Origin of the sequence: Gardnerella sp. KA00243, from assembly GCF_049244105.1 — a bacterium.
GTDB classification, from domain to species: domain Bacteria; phylum Actinomycetota; class Actinomycetes; order Actinomycetales; family Bifidobacteriaceae; genus Bifidobacterium; species Bifidobacterium leopoldii.
In genome coordinates this window covers 1,237,561-1,256,120 of sequence record NZ_CP058375.1, presented here as the reverse complement: position 1 = coordinate 1,256,120, position 18,560 = coordinate 1,237,561, and the positions used below count along the sequence as shown (strand labels likewise).

The following is an 18,560-nucleotide window of genomic DNA, read 5'->3' as shown; positions in this document are numbered from 1 at the left end:
GAAACGCATACAGCAATGAGTTTTCAACAATATTCATGCAATGTGGTTAAAAGCTCAGGAAATATTAAGAATAAGCAAATATTGCACAAAAATTATCTATAAAAACATCTATTTTACAGAATTTACAGATGGCAATACTAAATCTTTATTAACTTTCATATAGCGTTCAAGTAACTCACCATAAATTGGCTTAGTTTTTAGAATATCTGAAATAAGCAATGCGATAAATGCAGAAGCTGCAACTGGGAGCGTATGAATCATAGTTCCAGACATTTCAACAGTAAGCAAAATCGAAGTGAGTGGAGCTTTTACAGATGCAGACAACGTACCAGCCATAACGCAAACTGCAAACACAGATACAAATTTTGTATCAATGCCAAATGCTGAAACGCTAGTAATCCAGCGCGCAGCAACACCACCTGCGAGCGCACCTACTGCAAGAATAGGCATAAAAATACCGCCAGGAGCACCACAGCCAAAACTTGTAGAAGTAAACAACATTTTTGCCACAAATAGCAAACAAAGCATTGCAAGACTTGCTTTTCCATATTCAGAAAGTCGCACTAAATTAGATCCGCCACCAAGAACTTCAGGCAGGAACAAGCCAACTGGTATTGCAATTAAGCAAGCAATAGCAACAGGCATCCACTTTGGCAAATATCCGTATAATGTTTGCAAACCAAGTAACGAACGATTCATTATCGAGCCTACAAAACCTGCAAAAATACCAAGAGGAATAATCCAAATATGCAAGTTCATCGGCAAATCTGGAATCTGACCAAAATCAAGAACTGGACGCAATCCGAAACAAGTTTGCGAAACAAAATCAGCACATAAAGCAGCTGCAGCAGCTCCTATAAGAACAATTGAAGTTAAGCCGTGCTGAATCTCCTCCATAGCAAACATAACTCCAGAAAGTGGCGCAGAAAACGCAGCAGATAAGCCGGCTGCAGCTCCAGCAGTTACCACATAATGCTCTTTAATATCGTCACGCCTACCTTTACGGAAAATTCGAGACAACATCTGAGCACCACATGCACCTATTTGAATAGATGGACCTTCACGTCCAAGAGACAATCCAAATAAAGAACCAAGTAAACCGCCAACAAAACGCACTGGCAGAATCGTGTGCCATCGCATATTCAAACCGCGATTAACATACCCCACGACTTGAGGAATACCACTTCCAGAAGCCATACTTTCTTTACGACTCATCCAGCCAATAATTAGACCTGCAATTACAGCAAAAATTAAACATGGCAAAATCCACCATGCGTTATGCCGGATTTGTAAATACATCCAACGCGCAAAATCCGTACCGTATTCAATACCAAGCCTGTAAGAAGCTACTAATGAACCAGAAACAGCGCCGACAAATATCCCAGCTAATATTACTTTCCAACGAAGCTGGCAAAAAGTTTTTGATATTTGCTTTAACTTATTGCTTAAAAAGCTCAATGCATTCTTAAACTTCACTACAACTCGATTCTGCGCACAACACTTAACTTCTAAATACTAAATTACGTGCAGTAACAATATTTGCGAAACAATATACCCAACAGAAGCAGCAAAGAATGGAACAATAAGTTCTGCAAAAAGCAAGAACACTCCATCTTTTATGCGCTTTCTTTGAATAAGATCCACACCTTCAAAAATTGCAGTAGAAAACGTGGAAAATCCACCCAAAAATCCCAAAATCATCAAATAAGCAAAACGTACTCCACATATTGCAGCTGCAACCATGAAAACATTAGACACAACACCTATAGCAAATGAAGCAACGCAATTGATAAATAGCGTTGCAACTGGAACTTCGCTTTTATGAGCAGCTGAAATTTTTTTAGTCATTGCGCATCTTAAAACAGCACCTAAACCGCCAAAAAAGCAAGGCAAAATAAACATAATAAAAACGTATAAAGAATTCATCACTTCATCACCTTAGTATTAGCTTCTGCAACAGATCGACTTTGCTTTTTATTCATGCAATTCGCAATTCCTGCTCCAACCCAATTACCAACAAAAGCCATAAAAACGCCAAAAAGCAGCGAAAAAAGCATGCCCAAAACAACAAGCGTCATGCGTGGAGCCATGAAAGACATTGCACTTTCAAACGCGAAAGTAGACATAGTCGACAATCCGCCACAAAAGCCTGTTCCTAGCGCATATTTATACAAAGTTTGCTTTTCTTGCGTTAAAGCTTTAACAGATATTGCAGTAACAAGAGCAAAAATAAAGCATGCAATCATATTTGACAAAAAAGTCCCTAAAGTAAGCTGGCCAAATATAAATGATTGTCCGTCTACTTGGTGAATCGTGTGCGCATAAGAAGAAATTACTGCGCGCACGAAAGCTCCACATGTACCACCAATAAAAACTAAAAAGTATAATCGACAATTATTTTTTTTATTTTTTCCGCTTATTTTACTCATTTTCACTCTTTTTGAAATTATCGTCATAAACCAAAACGACACTCCCAATCGAGAAGTGCCGTTTTGCTAAGTTGATCATAAAATAATAAACAATTTCAGTCAATTAGTGAGTGAACACTAATGATATGATCACGCTGCGGACCAGTTCCAATAGCAGAAATACGGCAATGAGAAAGCTCTTCCAAACGCTTTACATAACTTTGCGTATTTTGAGGCAAATCTTCAAACTTATGGATTTGAGAAATATCCTCATTCCAGCCTGGAAGCATCTCGTATACTGGTTTCGCAGAAGCAAATAGTGATTGATCTACAGGCATTTCTTCCATACGCTGAACTGTTCCATCAGACAAAGCCACATCATAAGCCACGCAAACTGGGATTTCCTTCAAACCAGTCAAAACGTCAAGCTTAGTAAGAACAATATCCGTCAAACCATTTACGCGAGTTGCATAACGGCTTACTACAGAATCAAACCATCCACAACGACGAGGACGACCAGTTGTAACACCATATTCATGGCCTTGCTCACGCAACCAGTCACCCTGCTCATCCAAAAGTTCAGTTGGGAATGGACCTTCACCAACACGAGTAATATACGCTTTCGCTACTCCAATTACGCGCGTAATACGAGTAGGACCAACACCAGTACCCGTGCAAGCGCCACCAGCAGTAGGGTTTGAAGAAGTTACAAACGGATAAGTGCCATGATCGACGTCAAGCATTGTGGCTTGTCCACCTTCAAACAGCACAGTTTTGCCTTCATCCATTGCTTCATTCAATACTAATGAAGTATCAGCAACATATTTCTTCAAGCGTTTGCCAAGCTCCACAAGTTGAGCGGTAACTGCATCAATATCAATAGGATGTTGATTATAAAGTTTTACAAGCATTTGATTCTTTTGATGCAAACTTGCTTCAACTTTGTCGCGCAAGTGATCAGCATTAAATAAATCATGCACTCGAATACCAACACGATTAATTTTATCCGCGTAAGTAGGTCCAATACCACGACCAGTCGTGCCGATCTTGTGTTTACCAAGGAAACGCTCAGTTACTTTATCAATAACTCGATGATACGGAGTAATAACATGCGCGGCTTCGCTCACAAGCAAGCGCGAGCAATCTACACCGCGAGATTCCAAAGCGTCAATTTCTTCAAGCAATACCTCTGGGTCAACAACAACACCATTACCAATTACAGGCGTAACATTAGGGCTGATAATTCCGCTTGGAAGTAAATGTAATGCATAAGATTTATCGCCAACAACAACAGTGTGTCCGGCATTATTACCGCCATTAAAACGTGCGACAATATCAACCTTTGAACCAATTAAATCTGTTGCTTTGCCTTTACCTTCGTCACCCCATTGAGCTCCAATAAGCACAATACCAGGCATGCCGCACCTCCATTTTTGAGCTAACGCTGCTCAAATAAGCACAATTCTTACCTGTTAAGACTATCTCTATGCCACTACCGAATAAGAAAAAGAAATATATAAAATTAAAAAATTTACTATTTCAGTGCTTTACCAGCAGAACCTAACTGCACACAAGCTTCTACTACACGCTGAGCCATGGCTTTTTCGGCTTCACGACCCCAAGATCGAGGATCATATAACTTCTTTTCGCCAACTTCTCCGTCTATTTTAAGAACAGAGTCATAATTACTGAACATGTGACCAGCAATTGCACGAGTAAAAGCATATTGAGTGTCAGTATCTATATTCATTTTAATTACGCCGTAGCGCACAGCTTCAGCAATTTCTTGAGCAGTAGAACCAGATCCGCCATGAAATACCAGCAGGAACGGCTTTTTAGAAGCGCCAAAGGTGCGAGTATCACAAATATTTTGATAGTTCTGATATACAGTTTTTTGGATTTCTTGCAATAATTTAGGATGCAGTTTTACAACGCCAGGCTTATAGGCTCCATGAACGTTGCCAAAAGTAAACGCTGCCATATACCTGCCACGTTCACCCAAGCCAAGCTTATCTACAACACGCAAAGCATCTTCAGGCGTAGAATACAATCTCTCGTCAATATCAGCACGATGCCCGTCTTCTTCTCCACCAACAGCACCAATCTCAATTTCAAGAATTGTGCGAGATTTTTGCGAAGCGTCAAGCAACTGTTCTGCAACGTCTAGATTATGTTGCAAAGGCACTGTTGAACCATCCCACATATGCGACTGGAATAACGGTTCTTCGCCTTTTTTGACTTGTTCTGTTTCATAAGAAATTAGTGGTTTAATCCAACCATCTAAATATTGCTCAGCACAATGATCTGTATGAAGCGCAATAGTAATATTAGGGTATTGAGCTGCCACTTCGTGCGCAAACTTTGCAAATGCTATTGAACCAACAACACGATTATTGAGAGATTGACCTGAAAAATAAGCAGAACCACCGACAGAAACTTGAATAATGCCATCAGATTCAGCTTGAGCGAACCCCTGCAAAGCTGCATTAAGAGTTTGCGTACTAGTAACATTGATAGCAGGGTATGCGTAGCCACCTCGACTTGCAGCATCAAGCATATGCGCATAACGTTCAACAGTTGCAATAGTCATACTTGTATTATCCGCCTTTATTACTCAGATAGCTATGCATATGCACAAAAACATTACATACTGGTATGCGAAAATCTATCTTCAAAATCTACAAACTGATTGTGATTCTATAGTTCAGCTCAATTAAAATAACAGAAACATCTAATCTCAAAACTGCATTTGCTGATGACGTTTTTTAGCCTCAGTAACAACAAACTCGTGATATTTCAACGCAATCGAAGAATCTAATCCGGCATTTTCCGCAATATTTAGCAAACTTTCTATTTGCTGCTGCTCTCTTTTAGAATCCTCAGGAGCAAATCCAGCTTCAGCCTTCAACTCACCAATTCGTTTCGTAGTTTTAAACCGCTCAGCAAGCAGCGCAATTATTGCATTATCAAAATTATCAACAGATTGACGCAACACAATAATCTCTTCGGCAGCAACTTTGCAACATGTCGTAAGAGATGTATCGCGCGCGTCAACCGTTGTTTCAGAAAAATCACACATATTATTTAATCGAAATATGTTTGCAGAACCATAGTTGTTTCTGTACTGACAGGGACTATGCGATGAATGGTATTAATAAGTTCTTCCAATTTGCTTGGCGTAGCAACACGCACTACCAGCATAAAACTTGGACTACCAGTAATCGAATAGCAAGCTTCAATACCAGAAATATCACGCAATTTGTTAGGTATTGTAGCTTCCTGCCCAAAATCAAGTGGCGTAACAGACACAAATGCACTTACAGGTAAACCACGACGCTCATAGTCAATTAACGCGCGATAACCGGTAATAACACCTTTACGCTCAAGCTTTTGCACTCGAGATTGAACCGCAGAAACAGACAAACCCGAAGCCTTAGCCAAACGAGTTAACGTCGCTCGGCCATCATGCTCGAGAATATCAACAATGATTGCATCAGTTGAATCCATAGCTATACTAGTTTCAGCTTTATGAGGATTTCCAGCCATACGTCCTCCATTCTCCAGTCGACGCTGAATTGAGAATCTAAAACGAATCTATGTAGCGCCACATTGCAGTCTCTTTTATGGTACAGTATTTTTTACAGAAAAAGAACAAATTTATTCAAAAAATAATAAAAAATACAAATTATTACGTTAAAAATAATTTTTTCTTTTAACATCAGCCGTAATAGTGTTGTACAATTCGCATAATAAGCGTATAAACGAAACCTATAACCTTTAAAGATTATTCTTATAAAATCAAAACCAACAATCAAAAAGGAGCACAGCATGGCAAAAGTAGCGAAACATGCAATTTCAATACCTCGTTCAGGTATTAGAGATGTATTTGACCGTGTAGAACAAATACCAGACGCTATTTCACTATGCCTAGGAGAACCAGGCGAAACTGCTTCCTCACACATTGTTGAAGCCGCGTGCAACTCATTACGAGAGGGAAAAACAAAATACACAGACGTTTTAGGCATACCAGAATTCCGCGATGCAGCTGCAAATTATACGAATAGAGTAAAAGGTTTAAACTACAACGCAGACACAGAAATTCAAGCCGTTGACGGCGCTACTATTGGATTATATTTAGCTATTAAATCAGTAATAGATCCGGGAGATGAGGTTATTATTCCATCTCCATACTTCACATCATACGATGCAGAAGTGCTAATGTGCGAAGGAATTCCAGTAACTGTAGCCCTTAAGCCAGAACATGGAATGCATATTAATGCAGAAGAAATACGCAAAGCTATATCACCACGCACTAAAGCCATCATTATCAATTCTCCATGCAACCCAACCGGTGCTGTAACAACCGCAGAAGAACTCAAAAAAATTGCAAAATTATGCCAAGAATTTGATCTTTGGGTAATTTCTGACGAAGTCTACCATCCATTCGTATTCGCAAGCAATCCAGAAACTGAACCTTGCAGAAATGCTGTAGCACCATCTATTGCAGCAGCTGAAGGAATGCACGAACGAACCATTATTGTAGAAAGTTTATCGAAAACTTACGCCATGACAGGCTGGAGAATTGGATATATTCTTGCACCAAGTCAAGTTATTGAGCAAACCAGCAAAATTGCAGAAATGATGCATTCTTCTGTAAATTCTACCGCACAATATGGCGGCGTAGCTGCATTAACAGGTCCGCAAGATCACGTGCGCGAAATGAGAGAAGAATATCGCGCAAAACGTCAGCTTGTTATAGACGGATTGGCAAATTGCAATGCATTGCGTCTTATAGAGCCTCAAGGTGCATTCTACGTTTTTGTTGACGTTCGACCAACTGGTTTAAGTTCAGAAGAATTTAGCAAAAAACTTTTAGATGAAGAAAAAGTTGCTGTTGTACCAGGAGAAGCCTTTGGCGCAGAAGGAAGCGGATTCGTGCGACTATCTTACGCTGGAAGAGCAGAAGAACTTAAAGAAGGCGTAGCGCGCATAAGCAAATTTGCACTTGCGCAACAAGCTTTACATGCTGCATAAAATATTAGTTATTAATAAATATAAATATAAATAAAATTATTGCCCCTTGGTAGATAATCCAAAGGGCAATAATTTTAATTCCTTACGAAATAAGAACTACGCAATAGTCGTAGAAGAAGAATTATTCGTAGCAGTGCCAGTTTGTTGAGTTATAGCAGCTAAGAAATCACGGTTTGAAGCAGTTTTCTTCAATCGAGGAATCAAAGTCTGATACGCTTGCTCTGCCTCAAGACCACCAAAGAGACGGCGCAAACGATAAATAACTGGCAAATCTGCAGCTGGAGTAATTAACTCCTCGCGACGAGTTCCAGAAGCATTAATATCTACCGCTGGGAAGAGACGCTTATCAGCCAAATCTCTACTCAAGCGCAATTCCATATTTCCAGTGCCCTTAAACTCTTCGAAGATTACTTCATCCATCTTAGAGCCAGTTTCAACCAATGCAGAAGAAATAATCGTCAAAGAGCCGCCGTCTTCAATATTTCGAGCAGCACCGAAGAACTTCTTTGGTGGGTACAACGCCTGAGCATCAACACCACCGGAAAGAATACGACCAGAAGCAGGAGCTGCAATATTGTAGGCTCTAGCCAAACGAGTCATAGAATCAAGCAAAACCACAACATCCTGGCCAAGCTCAACCAAACGCTTAGCGCGCTCAATAGCAAGCTCAGCAACAGTAGTGTGATCTGTTGCAGGACGATCGAATGTAGAAGAAATCACTTCGCCTTGCACAGTACGTTCCATGTCGGTAACTTCTTCTGGACGCTCATCTACAAGCACAACCATAAGATGCACTTCAGGATTATTTGTAGTAATTGCATTTGCAATATTCTGAAGAGTAATGGTTTTACCAGCCTTTGGTGGCGACACAATCAAACCGCGCTGACCTTTACCAATTGGGGCAACTAAATCAATAACACGTCCCAACATGCGATTCGGAGTAGTTTCTTGCTTCAAACGCTCCTGCGGATATAACGGCGTCAACTTAGCAAATTGCGGGCGGGACTGAGCTTCTTCAACGCTCATTCCATTAATGCTATCGATTGTTTGCAAAGGAACAAACTTTTGACGCTGATTTCGACGATCGCCTTCGCGAGGAGCACGAATGGAGCCTTGAACTGCATCACCCTTACGTAAGCCATATTTTTTAATTTGGCTCATTGAAACATAAACATCGTTAGGACCAGGCAAATAACCAGAAGTGCGCACGAATGCGTAAGATTCTAAGACATCAACAATTCCAGCTACTGGCACGAGCTCTTCCTGAGGCTCTTCACGACGAGGCTCGCGTAAATCATGCTCTTCGCGAGCATCGCGCGCATCACGTGCATCGCGATCAAGACGAACATTGCGATCGTTACGATCTTGACGTTCTCCACGCTCAGCACGACGTTCATCACGATCTTCACGTTCTATTCGATCCATGCGTTCTGAACGATTCTGCCGATCTGAATAATCTGAACGAGACTCATCGTAATCACGTGCACGACCGCGCATACGACGCTGGAAACGATCAGCACGATTTTGTTGTTCTTCTCTATCAAAGTCACGAGAAGCTACACGCTGACGACGCGGTTCACCCTCTGCATGAGAATCTTCACCAGGCAATGTTGCCAAAATTTGATCCAACTCATGCGAGTCCATACCATCTTCTCTACGATCGCGATTATCATTACGATCTTCTGAGGAACGACGACGCTGGAATGTATTATTACGATTCGCATCGCGTCGATAATTTTTATTCCCAAAATCTTCTTCGTCTCTATAGCGACGATCTGAAGTAGCATTGGGAACCAAAACTTCTAATGCTTCTAAATCACTATTGTCTTTCGATGATCCAGCATCTTCTATATCTGTACTAGTATCTGCAGTTTTATTAGGATTTACAACATCACGAGGAACACGAACACTTACACCTGCAGGCGCTTCTCCCCCATTACGAGCAGCCGTCAGTGTAGCCACCAACTCAGGCTTACGCATTGTAGATGTTCCGCGCAAACCCATCTGTTTTGCAAGATCTTTCAATTCTGAAAGCTTCATTTTTTCAAGATTCTGGCCTGTTGCCACAATTTTACCTTTCCTTAACTCACACGGAATAGAGCCCCGGCAAGTCTTTACATGGAAGATTACGGAAAAATCCGTCACGAACTCGCTGCCATTTCATAACAATTCATATGTACATAACAACGAACATTATGTATGCTACTACAGCTATACGACGCTGTACAACGCGACGCGCCATAGTATTTAGTATTTTTTATTACAATTTTTATAAAGCTTTTAAAGCGATATTAGAATAAACAAAAAGCGCCAATAATATGGGTAACACCCAGTATTATTGACGCTATATCGCTAAATTATTTGCGCTTTAAAATCAAACGCTCAAATTTATACGAGAATTAATTACTACTTCTTTTCGTGATACGACTTTTCAGTGTTAACAGACCACACGTTCTTCTTAGAAGTTTCTCCAGTTCGGATATCTTCTACAGCCTCAATAGCAGTTGCCATTGAATGATCTTGGTTATTATAACGATGCTGTCCATTGCGACCAACACAATACAAATTACCGAAGCCATCAAGATAATCAATCAATTCAGGCATCTGAGCGTATGTGTCAAAGTAAGCAGGATATGCCTTTGGCACTCGCTCACGATGAGAATCAAGAACGTCTTCCTCACCATTGATAACCTGCATACGAGTCAACTCGTCAATAGCCATCTTACGAGCATCATCATCACTCATATTCCAGAAGTCGTCGCCTTCTTCGCAGAAGTACTCAAGACCGATCCAAACAGTGTTATCAACATCCTTAACGAGATATGGGCTCCAGTTGTTGAAGATTTGCAAACGTCCGACTTTATATCCAGGATCCTGCACGTAAATCCAGCAATCAGGAACAATAGGAGGATTACCAAGCGTTGGAATAGTGGTAGTATTACGCAGACGCACGCGCTTAACAAGCAAGCCTACAGTCACAAAATCGCGATAAGGCAAACCCTTGGCAACGCGTTGCATTTCTGCTGGAACTTCAGCCTTTTCGTCACCATCTGCACCCTGCTCAAGAGCAGCTACCAAATCCTTAATTGGCATAGAAGATATAAACTGGTCGGCGTGCAATTCTGAACGCTCTCCATTTGCATCTTCAACTACAACACTGGAAATCTTTCCGTCTGCTTGCTTAATAGCAACTACCTTTGCGTCTGTGCGCACAGTAGCACCGTTTTCGCGGCAACGGCGCTCAACTGTTTCCCATAACTGACCAGGACCAAGCTTTGGATACCAGAATTCCTCAATTAATGAGGTCTCTACTTCCTTCTTCTTGCCTTTTTTCTTAGGGAAAAGCTTGGAAAAAGCATTCTTCAACACTTCCACAATGCTCAAACCCTTAACGCGCTGAGCACCCCAATCGGCAGAAATCTGGCTTGGATGCCTACCCCAAAGCTTCTCTGTATAGCCCTCAAAGAACATGGAATAAAGTTTCTTGCCGAAACGATTAATGTAGAAATTCTCAAGATTAGTTTCTGGCAATTTGTGAATCATAGACCACAAATAGCTGAAGCCAACTTTCATTGTCAAAATAAAGCCCATAGAGCGCAAGGTTGCTGCAGAAAGAGAAATTGGATAATCAAAGAAATGATGATTCCAGAAAATACGAGAAACGCGATGACGCTTCAACATCACTTCATCTTCAACTTCAGGATCAGGTCCACCTGCTTCCAAATCGTGATGACGACCAAGCTTTTTATCATCATATGAAGGCGCACCCTGGAGAGGCAGCATTTCACGCCACCATTGCATAATACGGTCATCTTTTGAGAAGAAGCGATGACCGCCGATGTCCATACGATTGCCGTTATACTTCACAGTACGCGAAATACCGCCAAATTCACGCGTGGCTTCGAGCACTGTTACGTCGTAGCGGCTAGATCCACCATCCTTAACGAGTTCCCAGGCTGCCGTCAACCCTGCCGGACCGCCACCAATAATTACCACAGATTCCTTTGGGGATTGTGTATCCGTCACTTGTCCTCCATCTTAATACATCAAATTTTTACGAAAACACTTTGCGTGCTAGGTAAGCAATTTCTATATATCCTTATTGAGCATACGCGCATCACGCGATAGATTCAGGAATGTCAATGTCTGTTTTCTGTACTTCTTCAACATTTACATCTTTAAAAGTTACTATTCGGACATTTTTAACAAAACGCGAAGGGCGGTAAACATCCCATACCCAAGCGTCTGTAAGTTGAACATCAAAATAAACATCCTGACCTGCTGAACGCACATTAAAATCGACTTTATTGGCTAAATAAAATCGTCGCTCTGTTTCTACGACATAAGTAAAAAGCTTAATAACATCACGGTATTCTTTGTATAACGCAAGTTCTGCATCGGTTTCATAGTTGTCGAGATCTTCGGCGCTCATTACTTACCTTCCGTATTACGTTTGCGTCCACGACCTATAATGCGCCACCAAGCTTTTTTTGATGAACTTCCTTCAGAGACGTTTGCATTGTACGGCCATGCTTCATCAAGATTATCACGATGCACAGGTATAGCCACAGAATGTTCATGCGCGCTCAAAGCTTCGATTACACCAGGATTTTCTTCAATAACGTGTAGACCAAACGCATCCAGCGAACGAATGGCATCATATTCATCTACAAGAGTGTCCATTACAACAAAATCTTGATATTTTTGATTTTGAGCATCCCATAATGCGTCGCGCGCAGTACCTGTTTTTACAAATCCAAGAGATTGATACACAGAAAGTGAGCGAGTATTAGTTGCCGGAACTCCTACCCAAATTCTATGCAACCCTAGACCAGTCGGCTCTGATGCAAAGGCATAAGTCATAACCCTAGGCATTGCGTCGCGCGAATAGCCTCTTCCTCGATAATTTTTGCCTAAAACAACTTGAATTCGAGCACTGCGAGACCATCCGTCAATATCTATAAGGAAAATCATGCCGATAATATCGCCGGAAGCGTTATTTGAATCATCCAAAACATCAGGAACAATCGCCCACGCAATAGTGTGACGCAACTGAACATCGCCAGCAAAACGACAAGATTCAGAAGGATTTTCGCCAATAAGACTATCTTTAGTCCATTGCATAGAGCTTTCAACCCACGAATGAACCATAGAACGCTCTGAATTAGCATCCTTTCCAGTAATAACTGCAGCACCATCAAATGCGCACAAATCATCCATTCTTTGAAAATCATCGCACGTAGCTGGACGAAGGTGCGCCATCTCTCCACGAATTTGAGGAATTACTATAGATTTTGGTAACTCGCGAGAGTTAATAACACCATCATTGGTTTGTTGCATAGTCACCTACTTGTATTGTGCCTTTGAAAATTAAGCCCTTCGCATAATTCTCACATCGCATAATATATGATAATCCAGAAGACGAAAAATGCCTCGCAATGTTGATAAATAGTAAATTCTGCGCACCTGCTACACAAACAAATCTGATTTGAGTATGCAGCAAGTACGCAGCACTTACTTTTGAATATTGATTACGCTTTTACGTTTATACATTAGCGTTATCAAATATTAAATTTTTCAGCCTTTACGGCACTTTTCAGCCTTTGATTTTTGCCATCACAATCTTAGTAACAGCCTTAGCATCAGCCTGACCTTTAGTTGCACGCATAACAGCACCAATAATTGCACCCATCGGCTTCATATTTCCAGCCTTAAGCTTTTCTGCAACTTCAGGATCAGCAGCAAGAGCAGCGTCAACAGCAGCTTCCAAAGCGCCGTCATCGTTCATAACCTTGAATCCGTGCTTCTTAACAACTTCATCAGGCTTACCCTCGCCAGCCAAAACGCATGCAACAGTTTGCTTAGCGAGCTTATCGTTAAGATTGCCGTCTGCAATTAGCTTTTCAACTTCAGCCACATCTTGCGGAGTAATAGGCAATTCTTCCAAAGTCACGCCACGAGTGTTTGCTTCGCGAGCAAGCTCACCAAGCCACCACTTCTTAGCACCTGCCGCACTTGCGCCAGCCTTAACGGTTTCTTCAACCAAATCAAGAGCATCCGCGTTCAAAATATCGCGCATTTCAAGATCGCTAATACCCCATTCGCTTTGCAAACGGTTACGGCGCTCGCGAGGCATTTCAGGCATTTCTGCCTTCATGCGCTCAATATGCTCTTTAGTAATGTGAAGCATAACCAAATCAGGATCTGGGAAGTAGCGATAATCGTCAGCATCCGACTTCACACGACCACCAGCAGTGGTCTGAGTTGCCTCATCCCAGTGACGAGTTTCCTGCAAAATCTCGCCGCCTTCGCTCAAAATAGCAGCCTGACGACGAATCTCATATTGGAGCGTCTTTTCGATTCCGCGGAATGTGTTCACATTCTTAGTTTCTGAACGCGTACCAAATGGATCGGTTGGCTTGCGACGGAGCGAAACGTTCACGTCAGCACGCATATTGCCCTGCTCCATACGAGCGTGAGAGATGTTGAGAGCGCGAACAATATCGCGAATAGCACGCATATAAGCACCAGCAATTTCTGGAGCGCGGCTACCTGCACCTTCGATTGGCTTAGTTACAATCTCGATTAAAGGCACACCTGCACGATTGTAATCAACCAAAGAGTGATTTGCGCCTTCAATACGGCCGTCAGCGCCGCCAACGTGAGTATTCTTACCAGCATCATCCTCAATGTGAGCACGTTCAATCGGCACACGGAACACGGTGCCGTCTTCCAGCTCAACATCCAAGTAACCGTTGCCATTAGTAGGCTTATCGTACTGGGAGATCTGATAATCGCGAGGCATATCTGGGTAGAAGTAGTTCTTACGAGCGAACTGGCTCCACTCAGCAATTTCGCAATGTAAAGCCAAACCAAGCTTAATTGCATAATCAACTGCAGTCTTGTTTACAACTGGCAAAGAGCCTGGCAAACCAAGGCTTACAGGAGTTAGCTGAGTATTTGGCTCACCGCCAAAAGATACTTCTGCTGGGCAGAACAGCTTCGTACGAGTGCAAAGCTCAACGTGAGTTTCCAAACCGAATACTGGATCGAATTGCTCAACAGCATCGGCATATTTCATAAGTTTTTCAGCCATTAGATATCCTTCTTACTTAAGCTTTACTTCACTTTACTTAGCCAATGAATCGAGCCAACCAGCTTTAAGCGACTTCCAAATTGGACCGCCCCACTGCTCTTCGAGCGCTGCTTCCAACGCTGCTGCAGGCTTGTACATCTTTTCATCGTGGCATTGCGGAGCAATAATCTGAATGCCAACAGGCAAACCGTCGTCGCTTAAGCCAGCTGGGAGGCTCAAAGCAGGAACTCCAGCCATGTTTGCAGGAATTGTAGCAATATCGTTCATGTACATAGAAAGTGGATCATCCATCTTCTCGCCAAACTTAAATGCCGTTGTAGGGCTTGTTGGAGAAACAAGAACATCTACTTTCTTAAACGCTTCTTCAAAATCGCGAATAATAAGCGTACGAACTTTTTGTGCAGAGCCATACCAAGCATCGTAGTAGCCAGCGGAAAGTGCGTAAGTGCCGAGAATAATACGACGCTTTACTTCGTCACCAAAACCAGCTTCACGAGTTGCAGCCATCATATTTGCAGCAGTCTGAGGCTTGTCTGCTGGTGGCATGACGCGCAAACCGTAGCGCATACCGTCGTAGCGAGCCAAATTAGAGCTAACTTCTGAAGGCATAATAATGTAATAAGCAGCCAAAGAGTAAGGGAAGTGAGGGCAAGAAACTTCCGTAACCTCTGCGCCCATATCCTTAAGCAATTGCACAGCTTCATTAAAGCGTGCTTCAACGCCTGGCTGGAAGCCTTCACCGCTAAGCTCCTTAACTAAACCAACCTTCAAGCCCTTCAAATCACGGCGAGCGCCCTCACGAGCAGCTTGAGCCATTGGAAGAACAGGAGCTGGAATAGAAGTAGAATCGCGCCTATCGTTACCGCCGATAATTTCCTGCAAAAGCGCAGAATCAAGAACGGTACGAGAAACAGGTCCAATCTGGTCGAGAGAGCTTGCCATAGCGATTGCACCAAAACGGCTAACACCACCGTAAGTTGGCTTTGCGCCGACTGTACCAGTTAAAGCACCTGGCTGGCGAATAGAACCACCAGTATCTGTACCCAAAGCAATAGGAGCTTCGAATGCAGCAACAGCTGCAGCTGAACCGCCGCCGGAACCACCAGGAACACGCTCAGTATCCCAAGGATTGCAAGTAGTTTGATAAGCAGAATGTTCTGTAGAAGAACCTTGAGCAAACTCATCCAAATTAGTCTTGCCGAGAATTGGCATGCCAGCTGCTTTGAGCTTTTCAATAACAGTAGCATCGTAAGGTGGAACCCAGCCTTCGAGAATCTTAGATGCTGCAGTAGTAGGAATGCCCTTAGTGACAATCATGTCTTTAATGGCAATTGGCACACCAGCCAACTCAGGCAATCCTTCAGTCTCACCCTTAGCGTTCTTAGCATCAAAAGCATCTGCCTGCTCGAGAGCAATATCTGCAGAAACATGCAAAAATGCCTTAATTTCTGGCTCTGCAGATTCAATGACTGCCAAGTGAGCTTCAACAAGTTCACGGCTAGAAACTTCTTTAGCTTTTACAGCCTTTGCCATATCGGCAGCAGAAAGTTTTACCAAATCTTGAGTATTAGTCATGTTTTATTCCTCCCCCAAAATTCGAGGCGCTACAAACATGCCAGACTCACTTCTAGGAGCATCCGAAAGAGCTTCTTCTTGAGTCAAAGGTGTAGCAGGCTCATCTGGACGCAAATAAGCTTCCAAAGGCACTGGATTTGCAGTAGGTGGCACATCTTCGCCAGCAACTTCCTGCACTTTATTAATAGATTCTGCAATGACGTTTAATTCGCCTTGCAAGCGACTGATTTCTTCGTCGCTTAAAGCAATCTGGGACAAAACGCCCAAATGCTCAATTTCTTCGCGTGTGAATGTAGGCATAACCTCAACTATATGTGTGATACGTGACCTTCGTTAGTAGAAAAAAGCAATGTGGATAAAAGCTTTACGAGAGTTATTTGTTGATTATTTTTGTTTTATTGAGAAAGTACTACAAATTAATTTTTTAAGACTGAAGCAATTAAAAATTGCGCATGCGTAACACTAAATAATACTTGCACAAATATTTTGCATATATTTTCACAAAATTATCACGAATCAAAATACGTAAAATCCGCTCGTTTTATCTGTCAACACGCCGAAACAACAAAACTGACGTAACCAAAAAGTGTTGGTATTTCAGCATTATTTAAACTTTTGTTTGAAACTTAAAAAAATTATTTTAAACAATTATCGCATAAATAAAAAGTGTGTAATAATCATGTGATGTGAGAAGCTGAAGCTGATGCACTGAAGCATATATATGCACTGAAGCACGTATTTTGCGGCATCTCACTGAAAAATAATTTGAAATAAAATCTAATAAAAATCGAAGGATACATATGAAGAGCACAAAGTTCTACCGTAATGCAGCAATGTTGTTGCTCGCGGGCGCGACTATTATTCCACAATGCTTAGCAGTTCCAGCAATGGCAGATTCTTCCACAAAGCCTTCTGCACCAGCTGCATCTTGCGCAGCTAGCAAGGACTCGCTGAACAACTACTTGTGGGATTTGCATTACGATAAAACAAATATTCTCGCACGTCACGGCGAAACAATTAACAATAAATTCTCCAGCGACAGCTTCAACAAGAACGGCGAATTCGTTGTTGTTGAGCATCAGAAGAAGAACATCACCAATACAACGTCAAACTTGTCGGTAACTTCGGCCAACAATGATCGCGTGTATCCTGGTGCATTATTCCGCGCTGACCAGAATTTGATGGATAACATGCCAAGCTTGATTTCAGCAAATCGCGCACCATTAACTTTGAGCATTGATTTGCCAGGCTTCCACGGCGGCGAGAGTGCTGTAACTGTGCAACATCCAACCAAGAGCTCCGTTACTTCAGCAGTTAACGGTTTAGTTTCTAAATGGAATGCACAATATGCAGCAAGCCATCATGTAGCAGCTCGTATGCAGTATGATTCCGCAAGCGCACAAAGCATGAACCAGCTCAAGGCTAAGTTTGGTGCTGATTTTGCAAAGATTGGCGTACCGCTGAAGATTGATTTCGATGCGGTACACAAGGGTGAGAAGCAGACTCAAATTGTGAACTTCAAGCAAACTTACTACACAGTAAGCGTCGACGCTCCAGATAGCCCAGCAGATTTCTTTGCTCCATGCACCACGCCAGAAAGCTTGAAGAACCGTGGCGTTGACAGCAAACGTCCACCAGTTTACGTGTCAAACGTAGCTTATGGTCGCTCAATGTACGTAAAGTTCGATACCACCAGCAAGAGCACTGATTTCCAGGCTGCAGTAGAAGCAGCAATTAAGGGCGTAGAAATCAAGCCAAACACCGAATTCCATCGCATTCTCCAGAATACTTCTGTTACTGCAGTGATTCTCGGCGGCAGCGCTAACGGTGCAGCAAAGGTTATTACCGGCAATATCGATACGCTAAAGGCTTTGATTCAGGAAGGTGCAAATTTGAGCACCTCTAGCCCAGCTGTTCCAATCGCTTACACTACTTCCTTCGTAAAAGATAACGAAGTAGCAACTCTCCAGAGCAACAGCGATTATGTTGAGACTAAGGTTTCTGCTTACCGTGACGGTTATTTGACCTTGGATCATCGTGGGGCTTATGTAGCTCGCTACTACGTCTACTGGGATGAGTACGGCACTGATATCGACGGAACTCCATACGTACGTTCTCGCGCTTGGGAAGGAAACGGCAAGTATCGTACCGCTCACTTCAGCACAACGATTCAGTTCAAGGGCAATGTGCGCAATCTTCGCATTAAGTTGGAAGAAAAGACCGGCTTAGTATGGGAACCATGGCGTACAGTGTACAACCGTACTGATTTGCCGTTGGTTCGCCAGCGCACAATCAAGAACTGGGGCACAACCTTGTGGCCTCGCGTTGCTGAAACTGTAAAGAATGACTGAACTCATATTGCAATTGAGCATAAATAAATAAAACTGAAAAATTAAGGACTTTATCTTATAGCCAGTTATGAGATGAAGTCCTTAATTTTTTACACA

The 18,560-nt window shown here is 42.3% G+C and carries 16 protein-coding genes; 2 read left to right on the top strand and 14 right to left on the bottom strand.

Annotated features, from left to right (window positions below; all coding sequences use genetic code 11):
- Positions 1-108 precede the first annotated feature (108 nt).
- The 7 genes from HXT50_RS04760 to HXT50_RS04730 form a co-directional block, all read right to left on the bottom strand.
- Positions 109-1,476: a ClC family H(+)/Cl(-) exchange transporter gene (locus HXT50_RS04760; RefSeq protein WP_012913741.1), complete on the bottom strand. Its 1,368-nt coding sequence runs from the start codon at positions 1,474-1,476 to the stop codon at positions 109-111.
- Between the two features lie 39 nt (positions 1,477-1,515).
- Entirely contained in the window at positions 1,516-1,926 is a 411-nt protein-coding gene (locus HXT50_RS04755) for a fluoride efflux transporter FluC (RefSeq protein ID WP_004574195.1), read from the bottom strand.
- A complete protein-coding gene (locus tag HXT50_RS04750) occupies positions 1,926-2,429 on the bottom strand; it encodes a fluoride efflux transporter FluC (protein WP_004574196.1) in 504 nt (167 codons plus the stop codon). The genes HXT50_RS04755 and HXT50_RS04750 overlap by 1 nt, the downstream gene beginning before the upstream one ends.
- Before the next feature lie 95 nt (positions 2,430-2,524).
- Positions 2,525-3,826 (bottom strand): adenylosuccinate synthase, encoded by a 1,302-nt coding sequence (locus HXT50_RS04745; RefSeq protein WP_004574197.1) that lies wholly within the window; start codon positions 3,824-3,826, stop codon positions 2,525-2,527.
- Between the two features lie 116 nt (positions 3,827-3,942).
- Positions 3,943-4,998, bottom strand: a complete 1,056-nt coding sequence (fbaA, locus tag HXT50_RS04740; RefSeq protein ID WP_101892179.1) for a class II fructose-bisphosphate aldolase — start codon at positions 4,996-4,998, stop codon at positions 3,943-3,945.
- A 147-nt stretch (positions 4,999-5,145) separates the two neighbouring features.
- A complete protein-coding gene (locus tag HXT50_RS04735; RefSeq protein ID WP_004574199.1) occupies positions 5,146-5,487 on the bottom strand; it encodes a chorismate mutase in 342 nt (113 codons plus the stop codon).
- A 5-nt stretch (positions 5,488-5,492) separates the two neighbouring features.
- On the bottom strand, positions 5,493-5,954 hold the full coding sequence (locus HXT50_RS04730) for an Lrp/AsnC family transcriptional regulator (RefSeq protein WP_004105907.1): 462 nt from the start codon (positions 5,952-5,954) through the stop codon (positions 5,493-5,495).
- Between the two features lie 282 nt (positions 5,955-6,236).
- On the opposite strand from HXT50_RS04730, the gene HXT50_RS04725 reads away from it, so the two are divergent.
- Positions 6,237-7,442, top strand: a complete 1,206-nt coding sequence (locus HXT50_RS04725; protein WP_116971229.1) for a pyridoxal phosphate-dependent aminotransferase — start codon at positions 6,237-6,239, stop codon at positions 7,440-7,442.
- Between the two features lie 96 nt (positions 7,443-7,538).
- Here the strand turns inward: HXT50_RS04725 and rho are convergent, their stop codons facing one another.
- From rho to gatC, 7 genes are all read right to left on the bottom strand, one after another.
- The gene (gene rho / locus HXT50_RS04720) at positions 7,539-9,509 is read right to left on the bottom strand and encodes a transcription termination factor Rho (protein WP_004105901.1); all 1,971 of its coding nucleotides are present in this window, start codon (positions 9,507-9,509) and stop codon (positions 7,539-7,541) included.
- Positions 9,510-9,848: 339 nt separating this feature from the next.
- Positions 9,849-11,468, bottom strand: a complete 1,620-nt coding sequence (locus tag HXT50_RS04715) for an NAD(P)/FAD-dependent oxidoreductase (RefSeq protein ID WP_032835339.1) — start codon at positions 11,466-11,468, stop codon at positions 9,849-9,851.
- A gap of 91 nt (positions 11,469-11,559) precedes the next feature.
- Positions 11,560-11,874 carry a DUF2469 domain-containing protein gene (locus HXT50_RS04710; RefSeq protein ID WP_004105898.1) on the bottom strand — a complete coding sequence of 105 codons (315 nt, stop codon included), beginning with the start codon at positions 11,872-11,874 and terminating at the stop codon, positions 11,560-11,562.
- A complete protein-coding gene (locus tag HXT50_RS04705) occupies positions 11,874-12,782 on the bottom strand; it encodes a GNAT family N-acetyltransferase (RefSeq protein ID WP_064340577.1) in 909 nt (302 codons plus the stop codon). The genes HXT50_RS04710 and HXT50_RS04705 overlap by 1 nt, the downstream gene beginning before the upstream one ends.
- 256 nt (positions 12,783-13,038) lie before the next feature.
- On the bottom strand, positions 13,039-14,538 hold the full coding sequence (gene gatB / locus HXT50_RS04700; protein ID WP_004105892.1) for an Asp-tRNA(Asn)/Glu-tRNA(Gln) amidotransferase subunit GatB: 1,500 nt from the start codon (positions 14,536-14,538) through the stop codon (positions 13,039-13,041).
- Between the two features lie 33 nt (positions 14,539-14,571).
- Positions 14,572-16,113, bottom strand: coding sequence for an Asp-tRNA(Asn)/Glu-tRNA(Gln) amidotransferase subunit GatA (gene gatA, locus HXT50_RS04695; RefSeq protein WP_421777070.1), 1,542 nt, complete (start codon positions 16,111-16,113; stop codon positions 14,572-14,574).
- A 3-nt stretch (positions 16,114-16,116) separates the two neighbouring features.
- Complete coding sequence (gene gatC / locus HXT50_RS04690; protein ID WP_004105888.1) at positions 16,117-16,413, bottom strand: Asp-tRNA(Asn)/Glu-tRNA(Gln) amidotransferase subunit GatC; 297 nt, start codon at positions 16,411-16,413, stop codon at positions 16,117-16,119.
- Between the two features lie 500 nt (positions 16,414-16,913).
- Between gatC and vly the strand changes: the two genes are divergently transcribed.
- Complete coding sequence (gene vly, locus HXT50_RS04685; RefSeq protein ID WP_004574203.1) at positions 16,914-18,464, top strand: cholesterol-dependent cytolysin vaginolysin; 1,551 nt, start codon at positions 16,914-16,916, stop codon at positions 18,462-18,464.
- Positions 18,465-18,560 lie beyond the last annotated feature (96 nt).